Source organism: Microcystis ichthyoblabe FBCC-A1114, assembly GCF_050500245.1.
In the GTDB taxonomy this organism is placed as follows: Bacteria; Cyanobacteriota; Cyanobacteriia; order Cyanobacteriales; family Microcystaceae; genus Microcystis; species Microcystis ichthyoblabe_A.
In genome coordinates this window covers 1355692-1370141 of sequence record NZ_CP191408.1, presented here as the reverse complement: position 1 = coordinate 1370141, position 14450 = coordinate 1355692, and the positions used below count along the sequence as shown (strand labels likewise).

The 14450-nt window shown below is 41.6% G+C and carries 15 protein-coding genes; 9 read left to right on the top strand and 6 right to left on the bottom strand.

Translation table 11 applies throughout. The features are described from left to right. The first annotated feature begins 91 nt into the window (after window positions 1-91). The 4 genes from ACQY1Y_RS06745 to ACQY1Y_RS06730 all read left to right on the top strand — a co-directional run bounded on the left by ACQY1Y_RS06745 (window position 92) and on the right by ACQY1Y_RS06730 (window position 4488). Window positions 92-2293 carry a PhoX family protein gene (locus ACQY1Y_RS06745; RefSeq protein ID WP_430014234.1) on the top strand — a complete coding sequence of 734 codons (2202 nt, stop codon included), beginning with the start codon at window positions 92-94 and terminating at the stop codon, window positions 2291-2293. Between the two features lie 630 nt (window positions 2294-2923). Further along, window positions 2924-3142 (top strand): four helix bundle protein, encoded by a 219-nt coding sequence (locus tag ACQY1Y_RS06740; protein WP_002740750.1) that lies wholly within the window; start codon window positions 2924-2926, stop codon window positions 3140-3142. Window positions 3143-3334: 192 nt separating this feature from the next. Further along, window positions 3335-4201, top strand: a complete 867-nt coding sequence (locus tag ACQY1Y_RS06735) for a response regulator (RefSeq protein ID WP_002740748.1) — start codon at window positions 3335-3337, stop codon at window positions 4199-4201. Beyond that, a complete protein-coding gene (locus ACQY1Y_RS06730) occupies window positions 4198-4488 on the top strand; it encodes a circadian clock KaiB family protein (protein ID WP_002772019.1) in 291 nt (96 codons plus the stop codon). Before ACQY1Y_RS06735 ends, ACQY1Y_RS06730 begins: the two co-directional genes overlap by 4 nt. A 101-nt stretch (window positions 4489-4589) precedes the next feature. Here ACQY1Y_RS06730 and lepB read toward each other — a convergent pair whose 3' ends face one another. Further along, entirely contained in the window at window positions 4590-5687 is a 1098-nt protein-coding gene (lepB, locus tag ACQY1Y_RS06725) for a signal peptidase I (protein ID WP_430014233.1), read from the bottom strand. 215 nt (window positions 5688-5902) lie between these two features. Here lepB and ACQY1Y_RS06720 point away from each other — a divergent pair, with 215 nt between their 5' ends. The 3 genes from ACQY1Y_RS06720 to ACQY1Y_RS06710 all read left to right on the top strand — a co-directional run bounded on the left by ACQY1Y_RS06720 (window position 5903) and on the right by ACQY1Y_RS06710 (window position 7629). After that, the gene (locus ACQY1Y_RS06720; RefSeq protein WP_430014232.1) at window positions 5903-6562 is read left to right on the top strand and encodes a glutathione S-transferase family protein; all 660 of its coding nucleotides are present in this window, start codon (window positions 5903-5905) and stop codon (window positions 6560-6562) included. Next, complete coding sequence (locus tag ACQY1Y_RS06715; RefSeq protein WP_002733251.1) at window positions 6563-6859, top strand: hypothetical protein; 297 nt, start codon at window positions 6563-6565, stop codon at window positions 6857-6859. A 149-nt stretch (window positions 6860-7008) separates the two neighbouring features. After that, on the top strand, window positions 7009-7629 hold the full coding sequence (locus ACQY1Y_RS06710; protein WP_002752664.1) for a chorismate lyase: 621 nt from the start codon (window positions 7009-7011) through the stop codon (window positions 7627-7629). 32 nt (window positions 7630-7661) lie between these two features. On the opposite strand, the gene ACQY1Y_RS06705 is transcribed toward ACQY1Y_RS06710, so the two are convergent. Then, window positions 7662-9701, bottom strand: coding sequence for a hydantoinase/oxoprolinase family protein (locus tag ACQY1Y_RS06705; protein ID WP_430014231.1), 2040 nt, complete (start codon window positions 9699-9701; stop codon window positions 7662-7664). 84 nt (window positions 9702-9785) lie between these two features. Between ACQY1Y_RS06705 and ACQY1Y_RS06700 the strand changes: the two genes are divergently transcribed. Then, window positions 9786-10793 carry a Gfo/Idh/MocA family protein gene (locus ACQY1Y_RS06700; protein WP_002752667.1) on the top strand — a complete coding sequence of 336 codons (1008 nt, stop codon included), beginning with the start codon at window positions 9786-9788 and terminating at the stop codon, window positions 10791-10793. A 271-nt stretch (window positions 10794-11064) separates the two neighbouring features. On the opposite strand, the gene ACQY1Y_RS06695 is transcribed toward ACQY1Y_RS06700, so the two are convergent. The 4 genes from ACQY1Y_RS06695 to ACQY1Y_RS06680 all read right to left on the bottom strand — a co-directional run bounded on the left by ACQY1Y_RS06695 (window position 11065) and on the right by ACQY1Y_RS06680 (window position 14049). After that, window positions 11065-11478, bottom strand: a complete 414-nt coding sequence (locus tag ACQY1Y_RS06695; RefSeq protein WP_004268924.1) for a type II toxin-antitoxin system VapC family toxin — start codon at window positions 11476-11478, stop codon at window positions 11065-11067. Then, a complete protein-coding gene (locus ACQY1Y_RS06690; protein ID WP_002794726.1) occupies window positions 11475-11750 on the bottom strand; it encodes a hypothetical protein in 276 nt (91 codons plus the stop codon). The genes ACQY1Y_RS06695 and ACQY1Y_RS06690 overlap by 4 nt, the downstream gene beginning before the upstream one ends. Window positions 11751-12164: 414 nt before the next feature. Continuing rightward, window positions 12165-13175 (bottom strand): adenine-specific methyltransferase EcoRI family protein, encoded by a 1011-nt coding sequence (locus ACQY1Y_RS06685; RefSeq protein WP_002733673.1) that lies wholly within the window; start codon window positions 13173-13175, stop codon window positions 12165-12167. A gap of 37 nt (window positions 13176-13212) precedes the next feature. Next, window positions 13213-14049 (bottom strand): EcoRI family type II restriction endonuclease, encoded by an 837-nt coding sequence (locus ACQY1Y_RS06680; protein WP_430014230.1) that lies wholly within the window; start codon window positions 14047-14049, stop codon window positions 13213-13215. Between the two features lie 236 nt (window positions 14050-14285). Between ACQY1Y_RS06680 and ACQY1Y_RS06675 the strand changes: the two genes are divergently transcribed. Further along, window positions 14286-14447 carry a hypothetical protein gene (locus ACQY1Y_RS06675; protein ID WP_430014229.1) on the top strand — a complete coding sequence of 54 codons (162 nt, stop codon included), beginning with the start codon at window positions 14286-14288 and terminating at the stop codon, window positions 14445-14447. Window positions 14448-14450 lie beyond the last annotated feature (3 nt).

Genomic DNA, 14450 nt, shown 5'->3' with positions numbered 1-14450 from the left:
TGGATAATATATAATACCTATGTCAAGTTTATGTAATAAAATTTAACCTAATCAAGGTCTGAACACCAGTTTTGACTTTATTCCTGAAAATATGAGTATTTCTCGCCGTAATTTCCTCACCTTTTTAACTGCCACTGCTGGTGTCTCTTTTTTCAGTCTGCAAGAGAAAAAATATTCCTCTCTGATTAGCAGTCCTGCGATCGCTGCCAATAGTTTTGGGTTAAACTTTTCTCCAGTCAAACTGCCAATTCCCTTAAAAATTGACGGTATGAGCGATGAAAGCCAAAAAAATGCCTATCAAACCTATAAAGTCCTAGATGATCTCGTTCTTCCGCAAGGATTCACCTATGATGTGCTGGCACAGTGGGGGGATAAAGTGGGTGATTCCCGTTTCGGTTATAACAATGATTATCTATCTTTTATCGAAACCAGTCCGGGTCAAGGTTATCTAACCGTTAATTTTGAATATATCAGTGGTCGTACTTGGCTACAAACCTTTGAACAAGTGATTGGTAAAACCCTACCCGTCAAGGAAGTACGGGAAAAAACGAACGAAAAGGGTGAAATTGCCGCCTATCGTCTGCAAGATGCCAGCTTAAGGGCAAAAATCGAGGAAATCTCCCTAGAAGGCTTAATTGATCAGGGAATTGGCGTAATTTCCCTCGCTAAAGATCAAACGGGAAAATGGCAACGTACCTATAGTAAAGCCGATCGCCGCATTACCGGTATTTCTGGACTAAAGGACGATCACTACCTGAAAGCGACTGGTCCTGCTGTAGCAATTTTTACCAAAACCGATAAACTTGGCTACGATGACGGATTAGGGGCAAAAATTATCGGAACGTTTCAAAATTGCGCTGGGGGAACAACGCCTTGGGGGACCGTATTTAGTGCCGAGGAGAACTTTCAAGACCAAGTGACGGAGGTAGTGTTAAAAGACGGTTCCTCTTTGCATCCCGATACTACCCCCTTTATTCTCAATAGTGGGGAAGTGGATGGCCGGGGTAACGTTTTTGGGTTAGCGGGAAATAAATACGGTTGGATGGTGGAGGTGGATCCGGCCAATCCCGACGATTACGGCACAAAACACACTTGGTTAGGGCGTTTTCGCCATGAAGCGGTCGCTTTTCTCGCTCAAACGGGGCAACCCTTGGCGGTTTATTCAGGATGCGATCGCAGAGGCGGTCATGTCTATAAATTCGTCTCCGAGGGCAAAATTAGCGATATTAAGGCGAAAAATAACTCAAAACTCCTAGAAAAAGGAATGCTCTACGGGGCGAAATTCAACCCCGATAAAACCGGTTATTGGATACCCTTAAATCCCGACACGGAGATCAATCCCGTCCTACCGAGTCAAATTGCCGCTAGTCGCGGGGATGGGGTGGTAGCTTTGCCGAATCCCGAAAGAACGGTCAATGAGACTAAATTACTGCTATTTAAGGACGATGAGGAGATTCTAGCCTACAAAGCTAAATATAAGACCCTCGCAGACCTGTATGAAGGTAATGGAACGGAAAAACAGGGAGCAATTCTCATCGATGCTCATTTTGCCGCTAACGCCGTTGGGATCACTTGTACTGGTCGGCCAGAAGATACAGAAGTGGACGAGAATGGCACTTTATATATAACCTTTACCTCTGGTAGTCCCAGTGAAGCGGAGGGAGGAGCCGATAGGGAGATATTTAAGGGACCAAATGGCGAAATCCCCTACGAATTTGGTTGGATTATCAGCTTAAGGGAAGATAATAACGATGCTGCTTCCTTAAGTTTTCGTTGGGATGTGGTCGCTTACGGAGGGGAACCGACCGAGAAGGGTGCGGGTTTTTCTAATCCCGATAACCTCGCGTTCGATCAACAGGGAAATCTCTGGATGGTTAGCGATATTTCCACGGGTGGGTTAAATCGAGAGATGAAAACTCGTTATCCCCAAGGAGTCCCAGTTAGTCAACGGGATTTATTGGGGATTTTTGGTAATAATAGCGCTTGGGTGTTTGCCAAGGGTCAAGAGCATCCCTATCCTTTTGCTATCGCTCCCATGGATGCGGAATTAACGGGATTGTACTTTACTCCCGACCAAGAGACGTTATTTTTGGCAGTACAACATCCGGGGGAAGCGGGGGGAATTCGTCGGGATTTGGCCTTTGAAAACCGAAAATTTGCCCTGAAAACCACTAATGGGCAGGAATTTGAACAAATGCGACAAGTACCCCTAGGGTCGAATTGGCCCAGTGGTCAAGTTAATCAACCTCCCCGGCCAGCAGTGGTGGCAATTCGCCGAATCGAGTCAAAATAGGTGAGGGAAGTGGGGTGTGGGGTGTGGGGTGTGGGGTGTAGGGTGTAGGGTGTGGGGTGTGGGGTGTGGGGTGTAGGGAGAAGCTTTTTTCAGTGTTGCCAAAGGCACGGCGTAGCCGTCCAGTAAACAGTAAACAGTAATCAGTGAACTGAAAACTCACATCTGATAACTGATAACTGATAACTGACTCCTAACCCAATGTTGGACAAAGATAAGCAAAAATTATTTATTGAAGGCAAAAACTTGAGAATATTTAAATTAACATTCCGCAATATTTACAAATTCTTAAGAATTAATTGAGAAAGATTTTTATTTAACAACGATGTTGTAATGGTTACAGCGATTTGATAGAATTTCACAGTGGGCTATTGTGTGCTTTTTTGAGCAGCAATAGTTGAAACCCTTGCCACACCTAGAAAGTGATCCTAATTAAGACGGGTAAATCAGTCAATTTCACCCACAACGATGATCTTTTTTTTATGTAGTTTTATTGCAAAAAAAAAGTTTTTTTGACAAAAAGCACAAAGTATGATATGCCTCAACCTATTTCTGACTGCGAGTAATGATTGTAGAGGGGAGAAGGGAGAGGGGAGATATATAATTTAGCTAGAAGCTTAAGTGCGGCGAAAAATGTCAACTGAGCCAATTAGAAGCCATAAAGATTGGAAGTCCTATCAAAAAGCCTTCTGTGCAGCCATGAAAATTTTTCAATTGTCGAAAAGTTTTCCTAAAGAAGAAAAATATGCTCTAACTGACCAAATTCGACGGTATTCTCGTTCTATTTGTGCTAATCTAGCGGAGACATGGCTTAAACCTAGATACCAAGCCGCATTTGACAAACATGGTTAAATTTTGCCGTACAGTGCGGATATATGGACGCACAAACAGGAGAAGAATTATCAAGTGTGTACGAGGAAATTTTGGCTATTTTAGGGCAAATAATTAATAATTCTCAGCCATGGCTCTTAAAGCGTTAATATACAGTTTTAATCCTCTCTCCCCCGCTCCCCACTCTCCTATGCTTTTTAAACAGGATTTAGTATGACTAGGGACCTCTGTAGAATTTTATTGATAGAGGACGAACCGACGACTGTTAAATTAATCCAGAGATTGCTGTTAAAAGCCCCCCAATGTTCTCTGGCTGAGGGGTTGACTTTCACCCTCACCCAAGCTCAGGATCTAGAGGAAACTGCCGAAAAACTGGCAGGGGAGAAATTTGATCTCATCCTCTTAAGCTTGGAAATCTCCGTCCCCCCCGGCTTAAATATTCTAGTCAAAACCAGAGAATTAGCCGCTGCTATACCGATAGTGGTTCAAACTACTAGCAATGATGAGAAATTAGTCGTTAAAGCCTTTCAACTCGGTGCTGATGGTTATATTCAGTTAAATAATATCGATAGTAGTCTTTTAGTCTATCAAATTCGTGTAGCGATCGAGCGTCAGCAATATATCCTCAATCTTAAACATCAACAACAGGAAGAAGAATTTCGCGAACTGGAACAGTTAATCAAGGGAGGACAAACTAGCATCACGGCGAAAATGTTCGGTTCTGAGGCAATAAGGCAGAGTATTCCCGATATTTTTCAAGAATTAGTCCAAAATTACGGAGATTTATTAGATTTAGCTTTGGAAGAACAAGCATATAAAGTGGAACATAATCTATCGGAACGACTGCGAAGCTTAGCCGATAAGTTAGGATTCTTAAAAGCTAGTCCTCGCGATGTGGTGGACATTCATACCACCACCCTACGCCAAAAAAATCAGGATGTCACCCTGGCCAAAGCGCAGGCCTACGTTAGCGAAGGTCGTCTCATGGTCTTGGAATTGATGGGTTATCTCGTCTCTTTCTATCGTAAATACTATATCGGTCTCAGCAACATTAAACTGTTCAATAACACGCAATCATGAGTCAATATCTTCTCAAACTCTACATTATGGGTGATTCAAGTAAATCCCAGAGGGCGATCGCTAATATTTTTCGTATCTGTCGCGAGGAGTTATCCGGTCTTTATACGGTAGAAATAATTGATGTTCTCGAACAGCCCCAATTAGCGGAACAGGATAAAATTCTCGTAACTCCTACTTTAGTCAAACAACTTCCCCCACCCCTACAAAGAATTATCGGTGATATGTCCAACACCCAAAAGGTTCTCCTCGGTTTGGATGTTATTCCCAAAGACTCCCATCTCAATTAGGATTCACCGAAAAATTCTTCTGGTTAGGTTTTTCCTCGCTAATAAGTAGATAGGATTAAAATTACCCCTTGAAGACAGTTGAAAATCAATAGTCATCCCCATCATAGCAAAGACTGGACACGATCAAGAGGCCAGTAAACTTTATAGGCTTGACCAATGATATAACTTTCCGGCAAAAAACCCCAAGCATGGGAATCAAAACTATGGTTACGATTATCTCCCAAAACAAACAGATTTTTTGGGGGTACAGTCATAAATTCTATTTCATAATTGCCCAACTCGGCGGTGTAGGGTTCCTCGATAACTTGCCGGTTGAGATAAACTTTACCCCTGCGGATTTCAATGGTATCTCCGGCAATAGCGATGACTCGTTTGATAAAAAAATCTCCAGAATTAGGATCTAGTTGCCTAATTTTTTCGGGAGTTCTAAAAACAATTATATCGCCTCTTTTCGCTTGATAATTACCAGATTGACTGACGAAAATGCGATCACCTATTGCGAGGGTAGGTAGCATGGATTCGCTCGGAATCTGGAAAAATTCTATTTTTTGATGTAACCAATTGGGAAAATAATTACAGATAATTCCCCAAGTAAAAATCACTCCCACCATCAGTGCCAAAATGGAACGATAGGTGTGACGATGGGGGTGGAATTGATGGGGGAAAGTGTGATAAACATGATAAATAGCGATCGCTGTAATTAAAGGGGTAAGAAAGAGGATATTGGTCAAAAAATGATCCATTTTCAGGCTAATCTGGGATATAGTCAGAAAAATTATCCCTAAGCTCACCTTATCAGCGTACAATTGCCCCAAACCTGGCATAATCCGGTTAGCGAAGACGGCAAACCATGGGTTTTTTTGTTTCCGGGGAATTTTTTCTAAGCTGTTATTCTGTCTGGAATCATAAACAGTCCAGTGAGCGTCAAAAATATTACTAATGTAAACGATAACCAGAGCAACTATTCCCCCTAATCCCCAGCTTACAGGGCCATTGGGGCTAAAAATTGACCAAATTGTCACAATTATTAATATTACTTGAGCGATCGCCCAAATGGTTGCTTTTTGGTTTTTGTTAGCATACCATTGTCCCAAACCGGGGAAAAACATCGAGAGATTGACCGCTAACCAGGGATCTTTTGCTTGTGAATTAGTCGCATAAGGACGAGAAACAGCCGAAAAAAGGGAGGGTTTGCTCATAGTATATATTTATTGGCAATTCAGTAATTAGTAAACAGTAATCAGTAAACAGTGATCAGTAATCAGTGATCAGTAATCAGTGAAAACACATTAGGAATAATACTGCTCCCTTAATACATACTGCTCACTTAAAACTCAAATCTGATAACTGGTAACTGGTAACTTAAAACTCAAATCTGATAACTGATAACTGCTCTAACACCCAATAACAATTAATGCTTTTACTTCAATTTAGCACCTCTCATTACTGTCGCAAAGCTCGTTTAGCCCTAGGTTATAAGGGGATTGATTACCAAGTAGAAAATCTTACCCCCGGACTACATATTCTCAAACTCAGTCCCCTAACTAAAGGGTTAACCACTGTCCCCGTTTTAATGGCAGCAGATGAGATTATTGCCGATTCTACTGCCATTTTCAGATATTTAGAAAAAGTAGTTCCTTTCCCCTCTTTTATTCCCGATGGGGAAAAGGAGAAAAATCAAGCTTGGTTACTAGAGGATTGGTTAGATGAAAGTATTGGAGTAGCGACGAGATTTGTCTATTATGATTATCGCGCTGGAGAGGGAAAAGCGATCGATTCTTCCCTGAGTAGTCAAATAATTATTAAGATCGTGCGACAACAATATAAAATCACCCCAGCAAGGGTAAAACTAGCGGAAGAGCGCCTAGAAAATGCCCTCAAGATTCTAGAATATTGGCAAAATCAGGCCTATTTGGTGGGAGATAAATTAAGTGTAGCCGATATTGCCGCCACTGCCCTACTCAGTCCTCTGGCTCTAATTCCCAGTTATCGTCAAAAATATCCCTGGTTGTTTGCTAGAATCGGGGAAATTCATCAACAGTGTCGAGAAAAATTGCCCCCCGGTTTAAATTAAATGCAGCGAACGACAAAAATTATCATCCTCATCTCTATCGGTTTCTTATCGCCCCTAAAAGCCCTTGCTTTGCCCTCTCCTGAAGATATTCCCGAAGAAGTTTTACGAGCAGAAATTATCACCTCGGCTCGCTCGCCCCTTGATAATCAACCCCTAACTGCGGCAGAATATGCCTTACTAGAAGAACAATTAGCCACCAGCATTTATCCCCCCCAAATTAATCCCAAGATTCGACAATTAATTGCCCTGAGAAGATTACAAAAACTCCTCCAGATATTGATACCTTTCTATCGTTAAAATAAACATAGTCAATCTCCTTTGGCGAGAGTGCATCTGCTAACCGAAAAATTTAGAGAGGATTGGCGTAGGGCGATCGCTTTTTTCGCCAGCAGACAAAAATCCCGTGTTATGATTAATGAAAAAATCATAAAGTTTTGTAACAAACCTTGACTGCTATCCTCCGCCCCCAAGAAAAGCCCCTGCTTAATCCTCCTTGGTACTCCCTGTCCCCTCTCTGGCAAGGAGACGAAACCGATGTTAAACAAGGTTTACCCCATAGCCAACTCGCGCCTCCTTGGCAGATTTTAATTCTCGGCGATGGTTCTCCCACCCGTCATTTACAACTTTTAACCGGTGAAAAAACGGAAGTGGATGTGATCGATATGTCCCCCATCGGCGATGATGAGGATGGCGCACCGATGAAAATTAGCCTGATTCCGGGGCCGAGATTGCGTCGTCAAGTCTGGTTACGCACAGCTAGTGGTCAAAGGTTAGCCTATGCCGCTTCTTGGTGGTCCGCCAATCAAGTGGACGAATATCTAGAAAATCGTTCCCTACCGATTTGGGAAAGTCTCTCGCGGCTGCACACGGAATTGTATCGCGATGTGCAGGGACTTTATTACGGTCATTCCCCGGAATTAGAAATAGCTTTTGGGGAAAAAGGAGGATTTTGGGGTCGTCATTACCTATTTTGGCACGCTCGCCAACCCCTTACCCTGATTTACGAGGTTTTTTCTCCCTATCTCCGTAAATACCTCGGCGAAATGAGAATTGATCAATTAGGTTAACTGCCGTAGATATTTCTATGTAGTTCAATTAGCTAATCTTTGGAGAGAATTAAATGATTTTTCTCCGTTAATTTGGCCATCCAACCCGGTTCGATCACAATCGTGCTAATTTTTTCGATAATAATTGCCGGTCCTGCCAGACAATCAAAAGGTTGCAGATCTGAACGCTGATAAATTGGCGTTTCTCGCCATTGATTAGCCAGAAAAACCGCTACTCGATCGAGGATAGGAGGTAATTCTCCCATCGGACGGGAGCGAGTTAAAATTGCTTCTTTGGGACTGTCCATAGTCTGGATCAATTCCACGGCAATCGACTCAACAATTAAAGCTTTTTGTTCTTGCTTAAACCCATAACGTCTTTGATGTTCCCGTTCAAAATCCTGACGCATTTGATCGCTAAAATTAACCGCTAAAGTGGCATCACTGCCTTGATATTTTAAACTGACTTGCTGCCGCACCCGATTATAACCCTCTAATTCCCGACCCGCTAAAACTTCTAATTCCTTCATCTCCGTGAGTAACTGCCCGATTAAATCGGCATTTAACGGCTGTTCGATCGCTTTTTCTTTAATTACCCTCAAATCGGCCAAACCCATGCCGTAGGCGCTTAAAACCCCAGCGTAGGGATGGAGAAAAATACTTTTCATTCCCAGAGTATCGGCAATTAAACAGGCCACTTGACCCCCGGCACCGCCAAAGGTACAAAGAGTATAATCACTGAGATCATAACCCTTTTGTAGAGAGATTTTTTTAATCGCATTAGCCATATTTTCTACGGCAATTTGAATAAACCCCGCAGCCAACATTTCAGGACTATTATTACCCCCCATTGTTGCCGCCAATTCTTGAAACTTTGTCAGCACAATCTCTCTATCTAGGTGTAAATTTCCCTCTTGTCCAAAAATAGCGGGAAAATAGGCAGCTTGAATTTTTCCTAACAAAACATTAGCATCGGTAATTGTTAATGGTCCACCCCGTCGATAACAGGCCGGTCCCGGATTAGCTCCGGCACTTTCTGGTCCGACCCGAAAACGATAACCATCATAGACTAAAATCGAACCCCCACCAGCGGCCACGGTGTGAATACTTAACATCGGCGCTCGCATTCTTACGCCAGCAATTTCGTTATCTGTTTGCCGCTCGTATTCCCCTTGAAAATGAGAAACATCGGTGCTAGTTCCTCCCATATCAAAACTGATAATTTTGCTAAATCCCGCCCTTAAACTGGTTTGTACTGCCCCGACTATTCCACCCGCAGGACCGGATAAAATGCTATCTTTGCCCTGAAATTTATCGGCGGTGACTAAACCGCCATCGGATTTCATAAATAGTAAGCTAGTTTTCGGTAATTGCTGGCTAATACTATCAACATAGCGGCGTAAAATTGGCGATAGATAGGCAGAAACTACTGTGGTATCTCCCCGGGATACCAGTTTCATTAAAGGACTGACTTGGTGGGAAATGGCTAGGTGAGTAAAGCCGATTTCTTCGGCAATGGCTGCCACTTGTTTTTCGTGGTCGGGATAACGATAACCGTGCATAAAAACAATCGCACAACTTCGGATACCCGCTTGATAAACTGGTATTAAATCAGCTTTAACTTGGGCAGGATTAACGGCGATTAATTCTTGTCCTTGACTATCGTAGCGTTCGGCCACTTCGATAACTTGTTCGTATAATAAAGAAGGAAGAATAATTTGACGGGCAAAAATATCGGGGCGATTTTGATAGCCAATTCTCAAGGCATCTTTAAACCCTTTGGTGATTAACAAAACCGTGCGCTCTCCTTTTCTTTCTAACAGCGCATTGGTGGCTACCGTTGTTCCCATTTTAATCACTTCGATGTTATCTAGGGAACCGCTAATATCTTTGATCCCTTGAATGACTGCATCTGGGTATTTTTCGGGATTCTCCGAGAGCAGTTTATAGAGAACAATCCACTGTTGATCGGCAAGGGGAACAATCAGAAATCTAGCGGCATCTCTAGCTAGTCGTTCAATAATTTCTGGTTGATCGATTATCGCCACGATATCGGTAAAAGTTCCCCCTCGATCGATAAAAAATTTTAACATAATCCCTTCCAGTTCTCAGAATCAATTAACAATTGCGCCTAATCCTTTTAAGATAAACTAGATTGATTTATCTGAGTAAGCAAAATGTCCACAGGAATCGCTATCTTAGGGGTAGGACGTTGGGGAGTGCATTACGTCCGTCATTTTTCTCAACATCCCTCAGCGCAAGTAGTGGCGATCGTTGATCCCTCCCCCGAAAAACTCCGTCTCTGTCGCGATCAATTTAATCTCGATACTAATAAGGTTATTTTAGCCAATGACTGGGAATCTATTCGCAATCACCCCGAAATCTCGGCTGTGGTCGTCGTTACTCCCGCCATCAGCCATTATCCCCTGATTAAAGATGCTCTTAATTTAGGTTATCATGTCCTCGCCGAAAAACCCTTAACCCTCAATCCCCAAGAATGTGGCGAATTAACGGAATTAGCGGCGAAAAAACAGCGTATTTTATTAGTTGATCATACCTATCTTTTTCATCCCGCCGTTATCACTGGACAAAAAGTCCTGCAATCCGGGGGTATCGGTAAACCTCTTTATGGTTATGCCACTCGCACCCACCTGGGGCCAGTTCGTCAGGATGTGTCCGCTTTGTGGGATCTGGCTATTCACGATATCTCGATTTTTAATCATTGGCTTAATAGTACACCAGTATTAGTGCAGGCAAGGGGAACCTTCTGGCTACAACCTAATCTAGCCGATTTAGTCTGGTTAACCCTGATCTATGGCGATGGTTTTCAAGCGACTATTCACCTTTGTTGGTTGAATCCCGATAAACAGCGACGTTTAGGGATAGTTGGCAGCGAAGGGACTTTAATTTTTAATGAATTAGACTCTCGATCGCCTTTAACCCGACAAAAGGGCGATTTTGAACGTCAGGAAGCCTATTTTATTCCCCGGGGACAGGAGACGGAATCTATCCCTATTGCCGATGGTGAACCCCTAAAAGCATTATGCGAACATTTTCTAGAGTCGGTGGCTACAGGTGTCGATTCTCCTGTATCTTCGGGATCGGTAGGGACGGAATTAGTCAAAATCCTCCAGGCAGCAGAATTATCTCTAGCCAGAGTTGGAGAGATTGTGCGCTTAAAATAGGGAAACATGGGATCGATAGGTAGGGTCTGCTGAAAAAGTTTTTCGTGGGGGTAGGGTGTGGGGTGTGGGGTGTGGGGTGTGGGGTGTGAAGTATAACCTGATTTGCTATTGACGAGGAGTTTGTACGGCGTTGAATTTATCTAATTTCTTTCACCCGATCGGTGCGTAGCGCGGTCGATCGCTAACGGCTCAAATCAGCGACGGCATTAGAAAGCAAGCTCGGCAGCGACGAATTGCGACCGTCCGCTGCCACGCAGTGTTAGCTGGTGGTTCAAGGAAATAACTCAAAGTAATCGCAGTGACTTGGACGAATAATCGAAAAATCTCGGCGATCAAGTGTGTAAACGCGAGTAATAGTAAGCCTTTCAGCTATGGCAATGATCGCTGCATCTGTAAAGTCAAGCTGATTGTCAGCATATTGTTCCAATATCTCGTGCACTCGTACCAAGTCTTCTGGGATTACAGGTTCAACTTGAACCGCATCAGGTGTCATACTGGATACAAAACGGCGCATTGCTTGGTGGCTCAATCTTGATGCAATCAGATAGCAGACCTCAGGCAAGACAACGACAGGTAGAACCAATGGCTCATTCACGCTTTGAGCAATAGCCAACACCCGCTGATGATTGCGATCGCCCTGATCGGTTAAGGCAAACAAAAAACTGGTGTCAAGTATCGCCGTCATACTGAATTGCTTGGCTTAAGATTCCAGCCGGACACCGGATCAATCTCATTGCCTAGAATCTCTTCATCACGTTCTGAAATATCCTGTTGACCAGAGTTGCCTAAACCTGCAACTGCAAGCAGAAAACTAGAAGAATGAGTGGTCAGTTCTCTTTGATGGGCTGCTTTATAGCGAAGATAGTCAAGAAAATTAGACAGTTCCACTAAAGCCTCATCAGGGAGAGCCTTGACTGCTTCAATTAGCGGTTGCCGTTCTATAATGCTTCTATCCATTACTAAATCTTAGATTAGGACTTCTCCTATTTTACTCCTCAACTCAACGAACAGGCTCACTTACTAACTATCACAGCAGGTAACACCTGAATACAGTCCGCACAAATTGGCATGAAGTCAAAGATCACAGTTGGGGGTCTGCCGTCAACCTAACCCACCAGAGCGGCGTACTGCTACCCAGTGCCTTCGGCATCGCACTTAAATCCACAGTTTCAATCAATGTGCATGGTGCGTTCCCCAAAAATCTATTAGTGGAGCAGCAGTAGCCATATTAGGGAACGCACCCTACGGCGATGGCGATCGCATTGCGTAGCAGTGCCTTCGACATCGCACTAAGTTTGGAGCATAACGATCGATTTCACCGACATTTTGGATCGTAGCGGAAAAATGTCAGGTACAACGATTTGTTATACATTATCTTTCTTTGTCAGTTAAATCAATATATTCAGTTTGTATTCGTTTATTCTTTATTAGTATTCTAAAATACGGACATTTCCCATTTACTGATAAATCTTTATCATCATTCCCTTTCCTGAATTTAATTATTTCAAATTGGTCGGGATTAAATTTATGTAAAAATGTTATTGGCACTCCCATATATCCCTTATAGTCTATTGGTATGTCTTGTGTTTTATTAATATTAATTCCATCATAATTGTCATATTTTGGATATTGAACTTCGTTGCCAAAATATCTTTTTGTGAGTTCTATATCTTCGTGCCGCTTAAAATTATCTAAATTAGTAAGCCATAAACAATTGTTCGGTGAGATTATTCTATTACCAGAGTTATCTATTCGAGTTTCTGTTCCATATAGTTCATAGTGTTCAGGTACAATAAAACCTGAAATACCTCTACCAAGATTTATTCCTAACCACGCCTTGTTTTCTTTAATAAGTTTGAAAATTTCTTTATAGGTTATTGCATTAATATTTCCAATTATCAAAAACTTTTTATCGTATTTAACCAATTGAGCTACATACTCTCTGAATAATGAAAATGGGGGATTGGTAACAACAATATCGGACTGCTTTAATAGTTCAATGCTTTCCGAACTACGAAAATCACCATCTCCATTAAAGTAAACTAGGTCTGTTGAACTTGGTTTGTTTTTTTCGCCTTCTGTACCTGTATATTCAAAGAAAAAACCTTTTTCATCTTCTTCTGTATTAAATAAATTTTTTACTTGCTCTCTATAACAAGATGTTATTATTTTTTTAAGACCTAATTCATTGAAATTTGAGGTAAAATAATTAAAAAAGTTACTAATTCGGGGGTCATCGCAATTGCAATAAACTACTTGATTTTCAAAATGACTTTTATAATGCTGTAATTCGCTTTCTATATCTGAAAGCTGTGTATAAAACTCGTCACTTTTTGATTTTTTAGCTTTTTGTAATAATTCGTTTGTTGCATTTCTTGCCATTTTCAACCTATTTTGATTTAATAAATCTTTGTTTTAGTTATTTACTTTTGGTTATCTGATTAAATATCTCACTGCCTAATACTTTAAGAGAGGTTTTAGAAATTTCAAGCATAATATCAAACATTTTTTTGACATCCCATTTTTCGCCATTTCCTTGTGTGTATATAGAAGTTGCTTGAAGCATAATTGTTTTATCTTTATGCTTGACAAACTTATTTTTACACAAATTGGTATTAATGGGCATTCCATAATTTGCAGAAGTTAACCTATCTAATCTATTTAGCGTTCCTGAATTGTATTCAAGCGTTACAACCCTTCCATCGGGTCTTTTAATTGAAATAGTTTCTGTTAAAAAATTTGAGCCTTCTAGAAATAATACATAGGGAAAATGAGATTCAGATAACATCAAATTAGCGATTTCAGATATGTTTTTATGGGATCTTTCTATCGCATTACCAGCAGCCATCAAATCTTGATCATTTTTTGCTCCTACAAGTTTTCCTGCTTTGATGTTTTCAATGTCTTTCCCCTGATGTTTAGCTTCCGAAACTAAAACGATTCTCCAATTACCTTTATCATCTTTTACTTCTATTATTCCACCATCGGGTATAATACTTGAATTTGATACAAAAAGTGTTTGTCCTAATTCTGGGTCAATTTTCTTTAATGCTTCGTTTATTTCTTCTTTTTTTATGCTCGTTTTGTATTGAAAAGATAATTGAGGAAACTCCTTTTCAAGCTGTTCAATTACAAAAAGTGAAATTTTTCCAACAGTTATGTCGTGTGATTTTGCTTCATCTCCAAATATACCAACTACACCTTTAGACTCTTTATGTTGATTCGTTAATCTTTTTGATTGATTCTTTTTAGTCATATTGTGCCTTTTCTTTACTTAAATCTGCCACTTTCTGCTACAGGCAATGTATCTATAACGAAAGATTATACACCAACTTTATGTATAACACTCTCCAGAGTAACGATATGGGTCAACTTTCGGCATATCACCCCATTTGGGCGCAATCGCCCGAACTTTTCCCTATATCACGCCCAAAAGCGTGTTAGCCAGACTAGCCCACATCGCAGTTTAACCCACAGTTTCAATCAATGTACATGGTGCGTTCCCCAAAATCGAGCGCTGGAGCAGTAGGAGCCACCTTAGGGAACGCACCCTACGGCGATGGCGATCGCACTAACGTTTCGGGTCAGCGGTTGCCAGGGTCTCTACATCCCGCCCAAGCAACTTCGGTCAATCCGCTGCACTGGAATTGTTAGGCA